The sequence below is a fragment of the Streptomyces sp. RLA131 genome, from assembly GCF_056270125.1.
Genome location: NZ_JBWDOQ010000002.1, coordinates 7,573,393 through 7,590,353 on the forward strand (window position 1 = coordinate 7,573,393; position 16,961 = coordinate 7,590,353).

The following is a 16,961-nucleotide window of genomic DNA, read 5'->3' on the forward strand; positions in this document are numbered from 1 at the left end:
CGCCTGGATCTGGGACGGCCGCGACGGCGCCTGGAGGTCCCGACGGGGACAGCGGCCATGGTCATCCTCTTCGAGGAGAAGCTGCGGCTGACCGGCCTGTCCGACCGCGCGGTACCGGCGGCCGCGTTCCCCTCGCTGGTGTGCGGCCCGAACACCCGGGCCAGGACAGGAGAGCACGACGGCCGCCTGTACGGGATCGAGGTAGCCCTCGCCCCGTGGGGGGCCTTCACCCTCTTCGATACCGCCATGTACCACCTGGCGGATACAGCGGTCGAACTGCCGGACCTGCTCGGCAGCCGCGCCGACGACCTCGCCGGTGTACTCGCAGCCACCCCCACCTGGCCGGAGCGCTTCACCCTGCTCGACACGGTGCTCACACAGTGGAGCGGGGGCGGCCCCGCCCACGCACCGCGCGTGGCGTGGGCCTGGCAGGAACTCGTCCGCACCGCCGGGACCATCACCATCCCCGCCCTCGCCCGGGCGGTGGGCTTGTCCCAGCGGCAGTTGGAGAGCCGCTTCCGGGAGCAGATCGGTCTGACCCCTAAAACCGCCGCGCGAGTGATGCGCCTGCAGCGGGCGCTGCGGCTGATGGCCGAGGGCCGGCTCGCAGCCGAGGTGGCAGCGGCGGCCGGCTTTCACGACCAGGCGCACCTTGGCCATGAGTGCAAGGCGATGACCGGCTGCACACCGCGCCGGTTCCTTGCCCATCGCGCCGCGGCCCGCCGGGACCCCTCGGCCGGGGACCGGCTGGAAGGACAGAGCGCCAGCGTGCTGCTGCCCACCTGAGCAGACCGGAGACCCGCTGAAGCGTTCCGCGGCTCGCCGGAGTGCGGCCGGCACGGCCCGGTCTTCGCCACCTGCCGGCTCGGAGAGAGGCCTGAGGAAGCGGTCCGGCAGCAATCCCGGCGCCGCGCCTCAGGTCACTTCGACGGATCACCGGCCTGTTGCCCCCCGGCTGAGAGGACCGCACACACCGGACCGAGTACCAGGTGCGTCGGAAAGTAGCCCACGTGCCGGGAATCAACGCTGTGGTCGGAGTTGTCGCCCAGCAGTACGAGTCTGCCGTCAGGGACGAGCGCGTCCCGCCGGCCGGGAGGCCGATCCCCCGGTCCGGATTCCATGGACGTGCCCAGGAAGGGAACCGGATCGCCGGGCATCGCGGCCACACGCTTGATCAACCAGTGCCGCGCCGGCAGCGCGACCTGCCCGGTCCTCGTCAGCCGACGCCGCGTCTGCGCAAGCGCGGGGACCGCCGGCCTCTCGATGACCACCACCTGATCCCTCCGGAACGCCGCGCCACGCCGCACGAGTACCCGGTCGCCATGACGGTACGTGGGCTCCATGCTCTCTCCGTCCACGCGGATCACCACGAAGCGCCGCGCAAGGAAGGTCGCGGCGATCCAGCACGTACAAGAAGCCGCCGCAGGAACGCAGCAGACCAGGGCCCAGACGCCAGTACCCACGCTGACCAGGACCGTTGCTCCGGCGAAGAACAGCAGGGCGCCCATTCCAATGGCGGCACGGGCACGCGACGGACCATGGCTGCCGGCCCGGCCGGCCCCGCCCTCCCGAAGGGTCTCCGCGCCGGGCATCTCTTTCCCCGGCAGGCCGATGACAGGCTGTTCGGGCGGCGGCACGCTGCTCACGACTGATCGATGGTGTGTGCGGGGGGACTGCACGACTCGGCCAGATATCCCGCAGCCTGGAGCCGGAACAGCTGGGCGTAATGGCTTTCGGCCGCCATGAGGGTTCTGTGGTCGCCGAGTTCGAGCACCTGACCATCCCTCAGTACGACGATCTGGTCCGCCTCGCGGATCGCCGCCAGCCGATGGGAGATCAGCAGACTCGTTCCGCCCTGACGGAGCTTCCGGAGCGAGGCGTGCATCTCGTGCTCGGCTACCGCATCGAGCCCTGCTGAGGGCTCGTCGAGGACCATCAGGTCGCGCCGGTCGCGTAGGAAGACGCGTGCCAGCGCCAAGCGCTGCTGCTGGCCGCCGGAGAGGCTGATGCCCGCATCAGGATTGTTGTGCCCGGATTCACCGAAGAACTTCCGCGACAGCATGGTGTCGTATCCGCGCGGCAGCCGGGCGAGGTCCTCATCGATGCCGGCCAGCCGGGCCGCAGCCTCGATCCGGGACCGGTCGTCGAACACTTCGGGGTCCCCCAGGCCGATGTTGTCGGCCGCAGTCAGGTCATAACTCATGAAGTCCTGGAACAGCGCGCCGATGTGGCAGCGCAGCTGTGTGGGGTCGAGGTCGCGCAGGTCGATGCCGTCCCAGAAAATACTGCCCTGAGTGGGGTCGTAGAGTCGGCAGAGCAGCTTGACCAGCGTGGTCTTTCCCGCGCCGTTGAGCCCCACCAGGGCCGTCTCCGTCCCGGCTGGGATAAACAGGTTCACCCCCCGGAGCACCCAGGGGTGCCCCTTCGCGTACCGGAACCATACGTCGCGAAGTTCGATGCCACGATGCAGGCGTGGCAGCTCCTTCGGGGTGGGGGCGACGGGAAGATCGGCCTCCACCCGGGTCACGGCCACATAGTGTCCGAACATCATGACTGCCGTGTTCGACCCCGCGACATCGCCGGCGAGCGCAGCCAGACTGCCCTGGACAGCAGAGACCGCGGCGACGAACATCGCGACGTCGCCTACGCTGATCGATCCGGAGTGGGCCTGAGCCACGGCCAGCAGCAGACCGGCACCGGCGACCGCCGCCGCAAGGATTTCCAGTGACCCCTGGGCGATCACCTCCCGACGGTCCATCGCCTGCCTGGCCCGGTTGGCCGTGCGGCGCTCGGCCAGCATGCGCCGGCGAAGGAGGTCGCCGATTCCGAACATCCGCACCTCCTTGGCCGCCTCGGCCGTGGACAGCAGCGAGGAGTAGAACAGTTCCCTGCGCTCTGTCGGCCCGATGGTGCCCAGCATCCTCACCCGCCTTCGCGACAGCGCCGCCTCGGCCAGAAGCATGGGCACGCCGGAGCACAGCACCAGCACCGCAACGACCGGACTGAAAAGGAACAACGACCCGCAGAGACCGCCGATGGTGATGCTGGTCCGGAGAATCCCCAACGTACCTTCCAGTACCTGGCCGGGGCCGGTCCTGGCCACCTGCTGGGCCAGCCGAAGGCGGTCGAGGAAGTGCGGGTCCTCGAACCGGCCGATCCCGACGAAGCTGTTCACCGCGGTGAACAACCGGTCCTGGGCCAGGAGGCCGGTCCGACGCTCGGCCTGGGCCCTCAGGTACTGGCCCAGTTGCGGAAGTGTTCCGGTCACGACTCCGGCGACGGACAAGGCCGCCCCGAGGACCACCAGGTGCCGAAGGCTTTCGTGCCGCACGACCGCGTCCAACAGGGATCTGATCAACCATGCGCTGACGACGGGGCCCAGCCCGGACACGATCGTCAGCACCAGGTAGAGCGACATCACCAAAGGCGCAGCCGCGAATGCCAGGAGCACTGCCGCCCGGAACCGCCCGACCCAGCCGGGGTCCTGCTCCGACGAGGACGGATCACCGGCGCCGGTCATCCTCATACCGGGGCGCCGAGCGTGACCGCAAGATCCAGCTGCGGAACCTTGAGCACCGGACGTCGCGCCGGCCCTGCGCCCGGGCCGGCCAGCAGGACGGTAGGCGTACCGGAGACTCCGAATGCCGAACAGAGCGGGCCTCCCTGCTCCTCGACGACCACCCGGGCGACCGGGTTCAGCTTCGCCGACAACGCCGCACACGTGGCGGCGTCCCCGACCAGCGCGACGAGCAGACCGTCCCGCCCCGCCGGGAACGCCTGCGCGAACTCCAGGAAGCGCGGCAACTTCTCCTCGCAGGGCTTGCAGTCGGGCGCGAAGAAGGCCACCACCGTGTCCCGGTCGAGCGTGTCCCTGTGCAGGGCCGTGCCGTCCAGGGTGACGGTCTCGAACTCGCCGATCTCGTCCCCTGTTTCAAGGCTCGGCCGGGTGCCCCCGCTGCCCAGGGCGGCGAGGAAGTCGGAGTGCTCACGCAGCCGCTTGACCACTCCGACGGTCAGTATCAGATCCAACGCGCACAGCACTCCCACGAGCACCACGGCGGCGCTGAGGATCGCCATAGGAAGTCCTTTCGTCGAAGGGGCGAAGCAGGGCCAGCAGGTCGTCCAGAATCGTCACAAGGCCGCCGATGAGTACTCCGCCTGAGGCCGCGACCACCGCCCCCGCCAATGGCGCAGCCCCCGATCCGCGGCAGGCGGCGGATGCCCACACAGCGGCTGCGGCCAGCAGCAGATTGCGTACCGCGTGGCGGTGGCCCAAGGCGGAGACTCCGGCGCCGAAGCATCGGCAGGTCACCGAGATCTTCCGTCGTACGGTCGTTTCGATCCCGCCTGCGAAAACCGTGAGCAGGAGAGCCGCCCACGCGAAACCGATTTGGCGGACGAGAGGGAAGGGAAGGATCAGCAGGGGGCAGCATGCCCATTCCGCGGCCACTACGGCGAAGCCCAACGGCGTGGAGAACCGGGCCGAGACAATCCTCAGCTCCTGCAGGGAACTGCAGAATTCCTTGAAGGCGCGGCGGCTTGATGTCTTGCTTACTGCGGACAGTGCGAAGACGGATGCGAAGAGGTAGCAGAGGATAATCACCGTGTACGACAAGAACGACTCCTTGCTGCGTGTACGAATCCCGGCGGCGCCTTCGGCCCGTGGGCCGGCGCCGCCGGGACCCGAGGCCGCGACTAGCAGTAGCAGTCGATGTACGTGTACGACGAGCCGTTCCAGCAGCCCCTGCAGGGCGCGTTGTAGCCACAGAAGCCGTTCGGTCCGTTGGCACACTGCCAGCAGGCGTTGTAGCTGTACCACTTGCAGCCGGCAGCGTCCGCCTTGGCCTCAGGCACGAAACGCTCGAGCAGCCTGCTTCCCATCGATTCCAGGATTTGCTTCACCGTCACTCCTTCCTCATACAGTGCGGCGCCGTTTCGGCGCAGCCTCGGTCGGTGCGCCGGCTTTTCCGTCGGCGCCCCTCCTTTCGGAGTGCACTGATGCTTTCATCGGCAAGGAGCCCTGTATTGTATATTTCCGCAGTGTGAACTCGTGGAGTCTGAGGGGTGGTAACGGTTCATGGTCCCTGGCCCGGCAACTCAAGGCCGCCCTGCGCCGACGCTGCGAAGCCGGAGAATCCGTCCCCGCACCGGCCGCCCCGGCTGCGGCCGCTCGGTGAGCACGGTCCGCCGGCTGCTCCACCAGGGCCGGACCGTCGCTCCGGCCTCGTAGCGGGCGCACAGTTCCCGGGCGGGAGCGCGTCGGGCGGCTGCCTGGTCCGCAGTGCGCGGCAGGCGGGTTTGGTGCTGCGGGGTGCGCGTGGTGGTTCCTGCCGCGTGCAGCCGGTTGATGATGGTGCCGCCTCCCCGCACCGGCGGTTTCTCTGATACCGCGCAGGGCCCGCACCGCTCCGGCACGGGCCCTGCGCTCAGTTCAGTGCGTCACCGACAAGGGCGAGGTCCTCGATGGCCGCGAGACCGTACAGCGCCGTGGAGTTGGTGCTGATCCAGGTGGCGTCGGTCCCGGCGTTGAGCACGGTGGGACCGTTGATCTTCGCCGTCGCCCATGAGGTGCCGGCGTCCGGGTAGCCGTCGCTCGCGGTGAACTTGCTCCAGGCCCGGGTGGCCAGCGCGGCCTCGCCGGTCAGGCTCGCCGCGTACGCGTCCAGGCGGGAGTGGCCCTGGACCAGGCTTACCTTGAAACTCGCGCCGTAGCGGGCCGCCTGCTCGGCGGAACTGGCGTTGAAGTAGCGGCAGTAGTCCAGCCAGGCGGCCCGGAAGCCGGGGATGTCACTCTCGTCGAGAGCGTCGATCAGCTCGGCGGCCAGTTCGGGCAGGCCGAAGCTCGCGGAGAGGTGGGAGACGGCGATGACGGGGGTGGTCTGGATGGCGAAGGCGCCCGTGTCGAGGTCGTACAGGCCGCTGCCCTGGACGAAGCCGTTGGGCTGGGCGGCGATGGTCGAGGCGCTGGCCAGCAGTTTCTTCTTCGCCGTACGCCATGAGGGGCCGCGCCGCTCCCACTCGGTCCACCATGCCCAGCCGAGGCCGCTCCAGTCGGTGCCGAAGCCGATGGACAGGGCGTGGCGGTCCCCGAGGGTGTAGCCGTCGGCGCGGACCTTACGGTTGGGATCGAGGGTCAGGAAGGTCTTGTCCGCGTCGACCTGGGCGTGCATCAGGTCGCCGGTCCGCTCGTCGGCGGTGAGGTAGTAGAAGAGGCGGCGGTAGACGGGCGTCGAGATACGGACCTGTTTGGCGCTGTCGCCGAAGTGCTGGACCCCGTGCCGGGTGCCCAGGCCCGCCCATTTCCCGATGTGGTAGACGTCGACCTCGCCGGTGTGGCGGGTCATGGCCTCGGCGAAGCGGTAGATGTCGGCCCGTCCGGAGCGCAGGTAGGCCAGCCAGAGCCACAGGTCGGTGGAGAGCTCGGAGTTGTCCCAGGCGTAGCCGCCGACGTCGTAGCACCAGGTGTGGCGGTCCGGGTCGTAGGTGTGCTGGACGTCGCCGTAGTCCAGGAAGCCGTACCAGCGGCGCTGTTCGCGCTGGTCCCGGTAGTAGGCGAAGAGCAGGTCGAGGCGGTCCTCGATGGACTTCCTGGTGGGGGTCGAGCGGTCCACGGGGGACCAGAGCCCGGCGAAGACGCCCGCCTTGTGCAGGGTCTCGGGGGCGGCGACGAGCTGTGGCGGGGCGGTCAGCGCGTCCTTCTGCGCGACGAGGGTGTCGGCTGTGGGGGTGGCGGCGTTGGCCCACAGGTAGAGCTCGGAGGTGCGGGCGATGCCGTAGGGGGTGGCGAAGCCGGGTTCGTAGTCCTCGTAGGTGATGTTGAGCCCGGCGGTCTGCTCGTCGTAGGTGTCCTGGCCGAGGCCGTCGTGGTAGAAGCGCAGGTCGAGCGGCTGGGCCTCGGGCGACCAGAGCCAGAGGGTGACGGTCGCCTCGTCGGAGGCGGCGTTTCGGATGTCGAGCTGGGCGGGGTGCTTCTGCCAGAAGTCCCGCAGGCCGAAGGAGAGTCCGCCGCTGATCCCGCCGACGTAGCCGAAGCCGGGGGCACGGGTGCCGCCGGTGGTGTGGATCCAGCCGTGGCCGGCCTTGGTGCGCTTGCGGACGGTGAAGCCGTCGGCCGAGAGCTGGGCGAGGGTGTAGTCGCCCCAGGCGGGGACGTACTGGAGGGCGGAGGAGACCCGGGTGTCCCAGGTGGAGATGTCCGGCAGCTTCTCGCCCTTGACCTGCGCGGTCCGCACGGCCGCGCCGGGGTCGCGGCGCAGACCGGTGATGCCCTGGACGGCTTCGGTGAGGAAGCCGTCGTCGGCGCCGGCGAGGCGGAGGTGGCGGTTGTAGAGCTCGTCGGAGAGCGGGACGCGGATGCGCAGGCCCAGGCCCTTGATGAAGTCGCCGCCGGCCTTGCCGGGCTCTTGGGTGCCGTCGTACGTGATGGTGTGGACGACTCGGATCGCCTCGGACCCGGCGTACAGGTAGAGGCGGATGACGAAGGGCAGCCAGGAGCGGCTGCCGCGCTCGTGCTCGCCCTCGAGGCGGATGACGGCGCGCACCGGTCCCGACTGCTCGACGGTGACGGAGCCGACGCGGCCGGTGAAGCGTTCCCATCGGTTGCTGGAGGCGCTGCCGTCGTAGTCGTCGTCGATCTCCGGCTGGCGCAGTACGACCAGTTCGGCCTTGCTCGCGATCTTGGTGTTGCCGCGCCTGATGGTACGTATGACGTCGTGTGCGCCGGCCTTGGCGATACTGACCTGGATGACGCCGGTGTCGACGTCGATCGTGCCGCCCTTGGTGTCCACGGTGAGCGCGGTGTCCGCTTTCGCGGGTGTGCCCGGGGCCAGTCTGTAGCTCTCGGCGGGTCCGGTGGTGGCGCCGACCGCGTGGGCGGTCCACTTCAGTGTGCCGTCGGGCCAGTAGGCGGTGGGCCAGGACTGGACGGGGACGGCGGTGCCGTTGTCGGCGGTGAGGGCGAAGGACTGGCCGGCGGGGAGCGCGCCCTTGGGCCAGGCCACGCCGAAGGTGGTGCCGGGGGCCTCGGCGGGGGTGCCGTCCTCCAGCCAGGTGAGCTTCACCGGGTCGGCGGTGGCGGCTTCGGCCGGCGCTGCCGCGGCCGGGCTGGCGGCGAGCGTCAGGGAGAGCTGGGTCGCCGCGATGGCCGCGGCCGCTGCCTTGAGGGCGTCTCTGCGCGATATCTCAGGCACCGTGACCGCCCGCGAGCCGCCAGACACGGAAGTCGGTGATGCGGAAGTGACTCCAGGTCGTGCGGAAGGCGAACCAGCCGCTGGTGTACGGGTCCTCGTCGGTGTAGTCGAAGACCAGCTCGCCGTTGTCCCAGTACTGGATGTGCTTGCCGTCGGAGACCAGCCGGATGCGGTTGGGCTCGTTCGCGGTGAGCAGCGGCGAGGTGTAGTCGTAGATCAGCGGCCGGGAGCCCGCCACGCCGACGTAGCGGCGAAGCCGGGTGGTGGTGTTGGAGTTCGCGCCGAGGCCCGCGTAGTACGTGGTGAGGTAGTCGTAGTCCGCCAGGGCGCCGCTGCGAGTCGTGGCGAACAGGTCCTCGGGGGATCGCGGATCCCACGCGTTCCAGAAGGAGTTCAGGTCGCTGACCCGGTCGTTGTCACCGCCCGCCGAGACGGGGGTCGCCGTGAAGTCGATCTCGTACCGGCCGGAGAACTGCCGCTTGAACCAGACCGAGGCCCCGGCGGGCACGTCGACGTCCAGCACACCGTCCTTCGCCGTGACGCTGCCGCCCTTCTCCAGCTCGGCCGACCACTGGCCGGTGCCGTGCCGGAAGTCGTCGCGAGCCAGCAACTGGCGGTACTGGTGAGGGCCTTGACGGTCCGGTGCGGCGGCGGAGGTGCCGGTGGACAGGGCGGTGCTGACCGCGACCGCGAGGCTCACCGCAACGGCGGCCCAGGTGTAGCGCATCGGAAGATCCCTTTCTGTGGACGGCCAGAAGCGTACGGAAACCAATCCTTCCGATCAGCGAATGCCACAGAAGTGAAAAGAAGCGTTCATGATCAAGCGAACTCGTTGTCGAATCCCACATGTTGGGACCGAATGTGACGTGCCGTTACATCTTCACGATCATCGGCGTTCGATCCTCGTTCGGAGCCGCTCGGGCGGGCACGCTGGGGACCCCTTCCCCAAACCTCCCTCGGATCACAGGAGTTGTCCGCATGCCGTACGCCAGCCCGCTCTCCCGCCGGACCGTCCTCGCCTCGGCGGCCGGACTCGCCCTGGCCCTCGCCACCCCCGTCACCGCCTCTGCCGCGAGCTTCGGCTACACCGACGACGGCACGAACTACGTCGTCGACACCGGAGGCGGCCTGGTCTTCAAGGTCAACCACAGCACCGGTGACCTCTCGTCCTTCGTCTACAAGGGCACCGAGTACCAGGGCTACGACGGCAAGAACTCCCACATCGAGAGCGGCCTCGGCACCTCGACGGTGACGATCTCCACGCCCGCCGCCGGAGTCGTCCTCATCAAGGTCGTCCACGGCACCCTGATCCACTACTACGCGGCGCGCAGTGGCGAGAACAACATCTACCTCTTCACCTACAAGGCCGACACCTCCGTCACCGCCAGCCGCTACATCGCGCGCTTGAAGCCCGGCATCTTCCCGACCACCTACCCGGACACCTGGTCCAACTCCGACACCGTCATCGAGTCCGCCGACGTCTTCGCCAAGACCGACGGGACCACCAGGTCCAAGCACTTCTCCAACCTGCGGACCATCGACTACGACTACTTCGGCTTCAGCTCCTCCGCCGCCTCTGTCTGGGTCGTGCGCTCCACCAAGGAGAAGGACTCCGGCGGCCCCTTCGTCCGCCAACTCCTGCGACACGGGAACGAGTCGGGCGCCGGGCTGTACGAGCACCTCTACTACGCCGAAGGCCAGACGGAGGCCGAGCGCTTCGGTCTGCACGGCCCGTACGTCCTTGCCTTCACCGACGGGTCCGCGCCGGCCTCCGCCGTGTCCGGGCGCGACAGCACCGCTTGGGTGGACGCCCTCGGCCTCACCGGCTGGACCGGCGCGAGCGGTCGCGGGCGGATCGTCGGCAACGGGCTGGCGGGGCGGGACACCTCGTACCCCTACGTCGTGGTCGTGTCCAACGCCGGGGCCCAGTACTGGGCGAAGGTGGACGCCGGCACCGGCAAGTACGCGGTCAACGGCATCCTTCCCGGCACCTACACCCTCACCGTCTACAAGGGCGAACTCGCCGTGCACAGCCAGGACGTCACGATCACCGCCGGCGCCGTCACCACGGCGCACACCATCACGATCACCGGCGACCCCGCCACCGACACCGCCATCTGGCGCATCGGCGACTGGAACGGCACCCCGGCCGGCTTCAAGAACGCCTCCCTCGTCACCTACGCCCATCCCTCCGACTCCCGCGCCGCCGCGTGGACCGCCGGCACCTACGTCATCGGCACCTCGACGGCCTCGGGCTGGCCCGCCTACCAGTTCAAGGAGATCAACCAGGGTCTGCTGGTCTCCTTCACCCTCACCGCCGCCCAGGCCGCCACGGACCGCACCCTCCGCATCGGCATCACCACCGCCAAGGCGGGCGGCCGCCCCCAGATCACCGTCAACGACACCTGGACCTCCGCCATCCCGGCCGCCGCCACCGAGCCCTCCACCCGGACCCTGACCGTCGGCAGCTACCGCGGCAACAACCACACGTACGAATACGTCATCCCCGCCGCCCAGTTGCTGACCGGAACCAACACCCTGCGCATCGACGCCGCCAGCGGCTCGGCGGGCGGCGGGGGCTACCTCAGCCCCAGCTACGGTTTCGACGCCCTCGACCTTCTCTGAGGGCGGGACCGGCAGGCGGACGGTGCCGGGAACGCGCACCTGTGTTCGTGCGGGCAGCGGGTGCCCCGGGCGCACCCGTGGTCGCCCGTGAGGTGGCCGGACCGGACCACATCGGGCTCGGCGGCCACCACGACGGCGTCGACCACCGGTCCACCGGTCAGCGTGAGCGCGCCGACCCGCACCTGGTGTTCGTCGTGCAGTTCCTCGACGGCGAAGGCGGACGACCTTCACGGATTTGTACAGCGTCAGCGACAGCCGGCGCCGGCAGATCTCGGACCGCCCGCCGGCCATGGCCTCGGCGAGGGTACGCGGTCGCATGTCGGTCCAGGTGCGCTCGACGTAGTCCAGGCACACCTGCCGGGTTCGCCGACCTCGTGCGCAGCTTTCCTCATCTCCGCGGCCAGGCCCACAGAAGTCTTGATGGTGCCGCGCACCAGCGGCTTCGCGATCCGCTTCACCAGCGCGTGCGATAGGTTGCCCGCCATGACTGGACTCGGCCCCGTCGCCTGGCCGCCCGCCCCGATCAGAACCGAGCGGCTCGTGCTCCGCGAGCCCGAGGCCGGGGACCGTGCGGCGTTCATCGAGCTGCTCGCCTCACCGGAGGCGCATACCTACCTCGGTGGCCCTCGACCGCGTGATGAACTCGACCGCGCGGTGCCCGAGATATCGGGACGGCGGCCCGGCCTTTTCGTGATCGATCTCGACGGAGCGATGATCGGCATGGTCAAGCTCGATCGGCACGACGCCGAGAGTCCGGGGCACGTCCGTCCGGATGTCGGGGAGGCCGAGCTCGGCTACCTGGTCCTGCCGGAGGCGTGGGGGCGCGGGTACGGCGCCGAGGCGTGCGCGGCGGCACTCGACTGGTTCGCCGACGCGCTTCCCGGCAAGCCGGTGGTGCTGCGCACCCAGACCGCCAACGAGCGCTCGATGCGCCTCGCGGCGAAGCTGGGGTTCACCGAGGTGGAGCGGTACCAGGCCTACGGCGCCGAGCAGTGGTTCGGCGTGCGGTCCTCGGTCACGCCGTCCGGTTGATACTCGATTCTGGGCAGGGGCCGGGTGGCGATCTCCTGGGCTTCGGCGCGTGTCAGGCCGAACATGCTCAGCAGGCGGGCGGCCAGTTGACCGGTGACGCGCTCGGCGTCGAGGTCGGGGCGGGTCTCCAGGAGGTGCAGTACTCGGAGCGGGGCGCCACCGGCCATGGCGACGGCGGTACGGGGGTCGTCGATGTCCAGTCGTCCACTGTCGGCGGCGGCCTGCAAGTCCCGCATCGCCTGTGGGGCCAGGCCGGCCTCGGAGGTCGGGTAGGGCATACCGGTGCGCACGAGGATCCTGGCCCTCTGCGGATGGGTGCGCTGCAGGCGGCCGGTCAGGCGGACGCTGGCGGAGAAGACCTCTGCCGGGTCCTTGAGGTCTCCTGCCACGGAGTTCACAAGCGCGCCGTGTTCCTCCAGGGTGAGGGCGGCGTCGAACAGCTCGTCCTTGCTGGTGAAGTGGTTGTAGAACGAGCCGAAGCCGAAGCCGACGTCCGCGGGCCCGGCTGCCGGGCGCCTCCGGTCTCGTACTGTCCGCCGTCAGCCCGCCGCTGAGACCTGGCCCCCTCGTCGGCTCCCGCCGCCGTATGGGCCACCCGCGCCCCGGGACGCTGTGCCCCCAGCCCATGGTCCCCGGCGCCGCCGACGACCCGCGCCTGATGGACGACCTGCTCGGTGAAGACTTCGCGCTGCTGGCCACCGCGCACGCGCCGCTCAGTCCCGCCCTGCACGCGTCGGCGCGGGCTCTGGACGCCCGCGTCATCCACCTGCACGACCCCCGGCGACGGCCTGGCACCGGCGGCGCCGAGCTCCGCGCCGAAGCCGGCACGAGCGCCCTGGTCCGCTGGATGGGCACCGCGGGCGCCGTCCTGCTCCGTCCCGACCGTGTCGTCCTCGCCACGGCGGCCCCGCCCCGTCCCGGCAGGACGTGCGGAGACGACCTGGCTGCCGCGGCGGCGGCCTGGGCGCCCATGCTGTGCGGCAGCGGCAGCGGCAGCGGCAGCGGCCGCGTGGCCGGGAACGCCACCACCATGGCCACCGAGCCGGCGTGAGGGCGGCCGAATCCGCACGGGGGAGGAGCGCCGTCCCCACCGGCAACGGCCAGAAAGCGCCCGACGCCCCACGACGACCCCTCAGGGGTCACGCGGTGCTCCCGGGAGCCCGGGCACCGGCTCCCGCGGGACTCCTGGTCGGTCTCTCGGCAGCAGCACTCGCAGTCCACGTGGCCGGGCCTCGCACGTGACAGGAAGGAGCAACGTCACGGGTTCACCATCGATCCCCGCGTGCAGTTGCCGCCCCCGGCCGTGCAACGTGATGCCGGCCGCTGTCCAGGTGATGGCTGGATCACCTGCCGTACCCGGGCCTGGCTGCCGCCGCAGCAGCTCACCGCGAAGGTGCCGGAGGAGGTCCGGCGGTGCCTCGGGCGGGCGCTTGAGCACGATGCCGCCGAGCAGTCCCGAGGTGAGCGTGAAGCGGCGCCCCAGATAGCGCGGTGTGGCGACGTGGTACGGGTTGTTGGAGACCAGCACCAGTTGCGGAGACCGGACGGTTCCCTGCGGGGTGTCCACGTCGGCGTCGACGAACTGCTTTCCCTTGAGGTAGTCGGGGGCGACGGAAGCGAGGGTACGTGCCTTGTCGTCCCGGTACCCGGGTTCCAGCAGGGCGTCGGCGTAGAGGCCGAACGAGACGTTGTTGACGAAGACGTGCGGGCCTATCGAGCCGAGATCCACACATAGGGGTACGCCGTCGATCAGGGCGCGGAGCGAGGCCTCCGGGTTGCGGATGTCGAGGCCGAGATCCCGGGCGAAGTGGTTGCGCGTGCCCGCCGGGACCACCAGCAACGGCCGATCCGTGTCGGCGGCCACCGCGGCCACGGCCGATACCGTTCCATCTCCGCCCGCGACCCCCAGTACCTCAGCCCCCTCCTGGACCGCGAGCCCGGCGAGTGACGCCGCGTCGCGCTCGGCACTGGTCGACCAAACCTGTGCGCCCATGCCCTCAGCCCGGTTGACCAGGTCGAAACGGGCGGCTTTTCCTCCGCCCGAGCGCGGGTTCATCACGATCACTGCCCGGCCACACGCCTCAGATCCAGCCATCACCGCACCCACTTCTGCCGCCCGGGCCAACCGCCGCCCGACCGATCGGACCCTGTACGACCAGGCCGGCGGACCAAGGTTCCTTCGCCGGCCGGGAACGACCGCTCGGCGCCTCCTCACAAGCGGCAGAGGCCGCGGAGCCCGCGCTGCGAGAACCGTGACCGTCTACTGCTCCAGTCGTATCGCGGAGACAGATCCGAGGCTCCGCGACGGATCTCGTGCCGCGGAGCGGGTCGACCTCGTTGAAACAGATCGGCTTGTGGCAGCCGCGCTCGGTCCAGCTGCGTGGCGCATGACGGATCTCACCGGGAAAGGCCGTCACGGCAGCGGGGACGGAGATGCCCGCGGCGTTGAAGTTGTCGGAGTTGTTCTCTCAGTATAGCTGTGCGGAAGAAATCGCACTGTTGGTGACTCGGCAGAGCGTGATGTCGTCGAGCATCTCGTCCCGAGTGCGTGAGGTTCTTTCAGCGCTGATCATTTCCGATCCTGTCCGCGGAGTCGGGCAAGGGTGGCGGTCTACGCTCGCGCCATGACGATCACGTATGAGTGGCGGGGCGATTTCGACAACGCCGCGCTCAACGCGCTGCATGCGGGGGGCTTCAACCATCCGGCCCTGGAAGTGGATTGGCCGACCCGGCTGCAACGCCACAGCCTCGGCTGGGTCTGTGCACGTGATGACGGTGACCTCGCCGGCTTCGTCAACGTCGTGTGGGACGGCGGCGTTCACGCATTCATCCTGGACACGGTGGTCGCGGGGGGCCACCGCCGGTCCGGGATCGGAGCCGAACTCGTCGCCGAGGCCGCCCGACAAGCCCGTGAAGCCGGATGTGAATGGCTGCACGTCGACTTCGAGGACGACCTGCGGTCGTTCTACTTCGACGCCTGCGGGTTCAAACCGACAACGGCAGGTCTCATCGCGCTCTGAGCCAGGCCCCGCCGCGCGACGCCCCCAGGCCATGGACAGCCGTGAAGCCCCTGGCACTGACGGCATCCGGTGCTTCAGGGCCGCCGGGCGGACGCCGGTGACGGGCCGGGGGTGTTGAGCAGGCCGGCGAGGAGTTGGAGCCGTTCGTCGTCGGGGCCGCCCTCGGCGGCGGTGTAGACGATGAGCATCGGGCCGGGAGCGCCGGGCATCGGGTAGGCGTCCCAGTCCAGGTTCAGTTCCCCGACCAGCGGGTGGTTGACGCGCATCCGGCCGCGGGTCGGCTCCTCCACGTCGTGGCGGGCCCACAGCGTCGCGAACTCGTCGCTGCGGACGGCGAGTTCACCGACCAGTTCCAGGGCGCGCGGGTGTCCCGGGTCGGCGGCGACCTGCCTGCGCAGCATCGCGGTCAGCTCGGCGACGGTGGCTGCCCGCTCCGGGCAGGTCTGGTCGGCCTCCGGGTGCAGGAGCAGCGACAGCAGGTTCCGTTCCGCCTGCGGCTGCTGGGTGAACTCGCCCAGCAGGGCGCCCGCGAGCGGGCTCCAGGCCAGCACGTCCAGGAAGCGGCCGATGACCACCGCCGGCGTGGACATGGTGCCCAGCAGCCGCAGCGTGGTGGGCGGTACCTCCTCCGGCACGTGCTCGCGTGGGGGGCGGGCGGGTGTGCGCGCGGCGGCGGCGAGGCCGTGCAGGTGCCGGGCCTCCTCGGTGGAGAAGTTGAGAGCCCGCGCGAGGGCGTCCAGGACCTGTTCGGAGGGCCGCACGTCGCGACCCTGCTCCATGCGCTGGTAGTAGTCCGCGCTCACCCCGGCCAGCAGGGCCAGTTCCTCACGCCGCAGCCCGGCGACGCGCCGCCTCGGGCCGGGTTCCAGGCCGACGTCCTGGGGTCGCAGCCGGGTTCGGCGGGTCCGCAGGAACTCGGCGAGTTCGCGTCGGGGATCGTCGGCCACGGCGAGTTCGCGTCGGGGATCGTAGGTCACGGCGACAGTATGCCCGGGGCGCGGTCGGTGAGGGTGGGTCCGGCAGTCCCAGGAAAAGGCGAACGACCGTGATTCCGTGAGCCGGGTGCAGGATGGGATCCACCCCACCCCGCCACGGAAGGAACAGCGCCATGAAGGCCGCCCAGATCACGAGTTACGGTGCAGCGGACGTCCTGCGGGTCAACGACGTCGACCGCCCCGCCATGGGTGCGGGCGACGTGCTGGTGGCGGTCGAGGCGTCCAGCGTGAACGGACACGACGTGATCGTCCGCGCCGGGGAGCTGAAGATGGTGTCGGGACGCCGGTTCCCGATCGGTGCGGGTCTGGACTTCGCGGGCGTCGTCGTCGAGACCGGCGCGGATGTCGAGGGTTACCGGGCGGGGGACCGGGTGTGGGGCATGGTGCATCCCCGGCAGCGGCACATCACCGCCGGGGCGGCCGAGTACGTCGCGGTCCCCGCGGACCGCATCGCGCTCGCCCCGGCGGGTGTCTCGTCGGTCGAAGCGGCCTCCCTGGTCGTCGCGGGTGCGACGGCACTGATCGCACTGCGGGACTCCGTGCGCGTGGAGAAGGGGGAACGGGTCCTGGTCCGCGGCGCGGCGGGTGGCGTCGGCACCGCCGCCGTACAACTGGCGCACGCGCTGGGCGGCCACGTGACCGCACTGGCCCGGGACCGCCACGCCGAGGTCCTCACCGGTCTCGGCGCCGAGCAGGTCCTCGACTACGGCTCCACCACCTCGGACCGGCTCGGACCGTTCGACGTCATCGTCGACACGGTCGGCTCGGAACTGAACTGCTACCGGAGCCGGTTGGCCAAGGGCGGCCGGATGGTCACCGTCGGGCTGTCGGCCGGGGCCCTGGCCGCGATCGCGGCGTCGAGCATCCACGGTGCCCGTCGCATCCGCACCTTCAGTGCCAATCCCGGCACCGCCGTGCTGCGTGACCTGGCCGGCCACGTCACCTCGGGTGCGCTGCGCCCGGTGGTCGACAGCGTGTACCCGCTCGCCGACATATCCGCGGCTCATCGGGCGTTCGAGCGCGGTGGCGTCGTGGGCAAGCACATGGTCGAGGTGTCCGCGCCGCTCCGGTGACGGTGATGCCGGGTCCACGGAGACGGT

17 protein-coding genes are annotated in these 16,961 nt (G+C 70.2%); 6 read left to right on the forward strand and 11 right to left on the reverse strand.

Annotated features, from left to right (window positions below):
• Positions 1-57 precede the first annotated feature (57 nt).
• Complete coding sequence (locus RWE79_RS35265; RefSeq protein ID WP_475944200.1) at positions 58-786, forward strand: helix-turn-helix domain-containing protein; 729 nt, start codon at positions 58-60, stop codon at positions 784-786.
• A 134-nt stretch (positions 787-920) separates the two neighbouring features.
• On the opposite strand, the gene lepB is transcribed toward RWE79_RS35265, so the two are convergent.
• From lepB to RWE79_RS35300, 7 genes are all read right to left on the reverse strand, one after another.
• Entirely contained in the window at positions 921-1,646 is a 726-nt protein-coding gene (gene lepB / locus RWE79_RS35270) for a signal peptidase I (protein ID WP_475944202.1), read from the reverse strand.
• A complete protein-coding gene (locus RWE79_RS35275) occupies positions 1,643-3,520 on the reverse strand; it encodes an ABC transporter ATP-binding protein (protein WP_475944204.1) in 1,878 nt (625 codons plus the stop codon). Before RWE79_RS35275 ends, lepB begins: the two co-directional genes overlap by 4 nt.
• Before the next feature lie 2 nt (positions 3,521-3,522).
• Complete coding sequence (locus RWE79_RS35280) at positions 3,523-4,077, reverse strand: TlpA family protein disulfide reductase (protein WP_475946444.1); 555 nt, start codon at positions 4,075-4,077, stop codon at positions 3,523-3,525.
• Positions 3,986-4,792, reverse strand: coding sequence for a MauE/DoxX family redox-associated membrane protein (locus RWE79_RS35285; RefSeq protein ID WP_475946303.1), 807 nt, complete (start codon positions 4,790-4,792; stop codon positions 3,986-3,988). Before RWE79_RS35285 ends, RWE79_RS35280 begins: the two co-directional genes overlap by 92 nt.
• Positions 4,696-4,902 carry a hypothetical protein gene (locus RWE79_RS35290; RefSeq protein ID WP_475946446.1) on the reverse strand — a complete coding sequence of 69 codons (207 nt, stop codon included), beginning with the start codon at positions 4,900-4,902 and terminating at the stop codon, positions 4,696-4,698. Before RWE79_RS35290 ends, RWE79_RS35285 begins: the two co-directional genes overlap by 97 nt.
• 524 nt (positions 4,903-5,426) lie before the next feature.
• Positions 5,427-8,189 carry an exo-rhamnogalacturonan lyase family protein gene (locus RWE79_RS35295; protein WP_475944206.1) on the reverse strand — a complete coding sequence of 921 codons (2,763 nt, stop codon included), beginning with the start codon at positions 8,187-8,189 and terminating at the stop codon, positions 5,427-5,429.
• The gene (locus RWE79_RS35300) at positions 8,182-8,916 is read right to left on the reverse strand and encodes a DUF6250 domain-containing protein (RefSeq protein WP_475944208.1); all 735 of its coding nucleotides are present in this window, start codon (positions 8,914-8,916) and stop codon (positions 8,182-8,184) included. Before RWE79_RS35300 ends, RWE79_RS35295 begins: the two co-directional genes overlap by 8 nt.
• Positions 8,917-9,167: 251 nt before the next feature.
• On the opposite strand from RWE79_RS35300, the gene RWE79_RS35305 reads away from it, so the two are divergent.
• Complete coding sequence (locus RWE79_RS35305; protein WP_475944210.1) at positions 9,168-10,814, forward strand: rhamnogalacturonan lyase B N-terminal domain-containing protein; 1,647 nt, start codon at positions 9,168-9,170, stop codon at positions 10,812-10,814.
• Positions 10,815-11,059: 245 nt separating this feature from the next.
• Here RWE79_RS35305 and RWE79_RS35310 read toward each other — a convergent pair whose 3' ends face one another.
• Positions 11,060-11,395: a DUF5132 domain-containing protein gene (locus RWE79_RS35310; RefSeq protein ID WP_475944212.1), complete on the reverse strand. Its 336-nt coding sequence runs from the start codon at positions 11,393-11,395 to the stop codon at positions 11,060-11,062.
• Here RWE79_RS35310 and RWE79_RS35315 point away from each other — a divergent pair.
• Complete coding sequence (locus RWE79_RS35315) at positions 11,298-11,846, forward strand: GNAT family N-acetyltransferase (protein WP_475944214.1); 549 nt, start codon at positions 11,298-11,300, stop codon at positions 11,844-11,846. The two genes, RWE79_RS35310 and RWE79_RS35315, sit on opposite strands and share 98 nt — an antisense overlap.
• Here the strand turns inward: RWE79_RS35315 and RWE79_RS35320 are convergent.
• Positions 11,792-12,244 (reverse strand): hypothetical protein, encoded by a 453-nt coding sequence (locus RWE79_RS35320; RefSeq protein WP_475944216.1) that lies wholly within the window; start codon positions 12,242-12,244, stop codon positions 11,792-11,794. The genes RWE79_RS35315 and RWE79_RS35320 overlap by 55 nt on opposite strands.
• A 188-nt stretch (positions 12,245-12,432) precedes the next feature.
• Between RWE79_RS35320 and RWE79_RS35325 the strand changes: the two genes are divergently transcribed.
• Positions 12,433-12,897, forward strand: coding sequence for a hypothetical protein (locus RWE79_RS35325; RefSeq protein WP_475944218.1), 465 nt, complete (start codon positions 12,433-12,435; stop codon positions 12,895-12,897).
• 81 nt (positions 12,898-12,978) lie between these two features.
• Here the strand turns inward: RWE79_RS35325 and RWE79_RS35330 are convergent, their stop codons facing one another.
• The gene (locus RWE79_RS35330) at positions 12,979-13,941 is read right to left on the reverse strand and encodes a diacylglycerol/lipid kinase family protein (RefSeq protein ID WP_475944220.1); all 963 of its coding nucleotides are present in this window, start codon (positions 13,939-13,941) and stop codon (positions 12,979-12,981) included.
• Positions 13,942-14,470: 529 nt separating this feature from the next.
• On the opposite strand from RWE79_RS35330, the gene RWE79_RS35335 reads away from it, so the two are divergent.
• Entirely contained in the window at positions 14,471-14,866 is a 396-nt protein-coding gene (locus tag RWE79_RS35335; protein ID WP_475944222.1) for a GNAT family N-acetyltransferase, read from the forward strand.
• Between the two features lie 74 nt (positions 14,867-14,940).
• On the opposite strand, the gene RWE79_RS35340 is transcribed toward RWE79_RS35335, so the two are convergent.
• On the reverse strand, positions 14,941-15,843 hold the full coding sequence (locus RWE79_RS35340; RefSeq protein WP_475944224.1) for a helix-turn-helix transcriptional regulator: 903 nt from the start codon (positions 15,841-15,843) through the stop codon (positions 14,941-14,943).
• Positions 15,844-15,974: 131 nt separating this feature from the next.
• On the opposite strand from RWE79_RS35340, the gene RWE79_RS35345 reads away from it, so the two are divergent.
• Entirely contained in the window at positions 15,975-16,934 is a 960-nt protein-coding gene (locus tag RWE79_RS35345) for an NADP-dependent oxidoreductase (protein WP_475944226.1), read from the forward strand.
• The last annotated feature ends 27 nt before the right edge of the window (positions 16,935-16,961 follow it).

Coding starts and splice junctions, on each gene's coding strand:
- RWE79_RS35345 (WP_475944226.1), top strand. CDS start 15,975: ATGAAGGCCGCCCAGATCACGAGTTACGGTGCAGCGGACGTCCTGCGG.
- RWE79_RS35325 (WP_475944218.1), top strand. CDS start 12,433: ATGGGCCACCCGCGCCCCGGGACGCTGTGCCCCCAGCCCATGGTCCCC.
- RWE79_RS35275 (WP_475944204.1), bottom strand. CDS start 3,520: ATGACCGGCGCCGGTGATCCGTCCTCGTCGGAGCAGGACCCCGGCTGG.
- RWE79_RS35305 (WP_475944210.1), top strand. CDS start 9,168: ATGCCGTACGCCAGCCCGCTCTCCCGCCGGACCGTCCTCGCCTCGGCG.
- RWE79_RS35315 (WP_475944214.1), top strand. CDS start 11,298: ATGACTGGACTCGGCCCCGTCGCCTGGCCGCCCGCCCCGATCAGAACC.
- RWE79_RS35300 (WP_475944208.1), bottom strand. CDS start 8,916: ATGCGCTACACCTGGGCCGCCGTTGCGGTGAGCCTCGCGGTCGCGGTC.
- RWE79_RS35335 (WP_475944222.1), top strand. CDS start 14,471: ATGACGATCACGTATGAGTGGCGGGGCGATTTCGACAACGCCGCGCTC.
- RWE79_RS35280 (WP_475946444.1), bottom strand. CDS start 4,077: ATGGCGATCCTCAGCGCCGCCGTGGTGCTCGTGGGAGTGCTGTGCGCG.
- RWE79_RS35310 (WP_475944212.1), bottom strand. CDS start 11,395: ATGAACGCCGCACGGTCCCCGGCCTCGGGCTCGCGGAGCACGAGCCGC.
- RWE79_RS35330 (WP_475944220.1), bottom strand. CDS start 13,941: ATGGCTGGATCTGAGGCGTGTGGCCGGGCAGTGATCGTGATGAACCCG.
- RWE79_RS35265 (WP_475944200.1), top strand. CDS start 58: ATGGTCATCCTCTTCGAGGAGAAGCTGCGGCTGACCGGCCTGTCCGAC.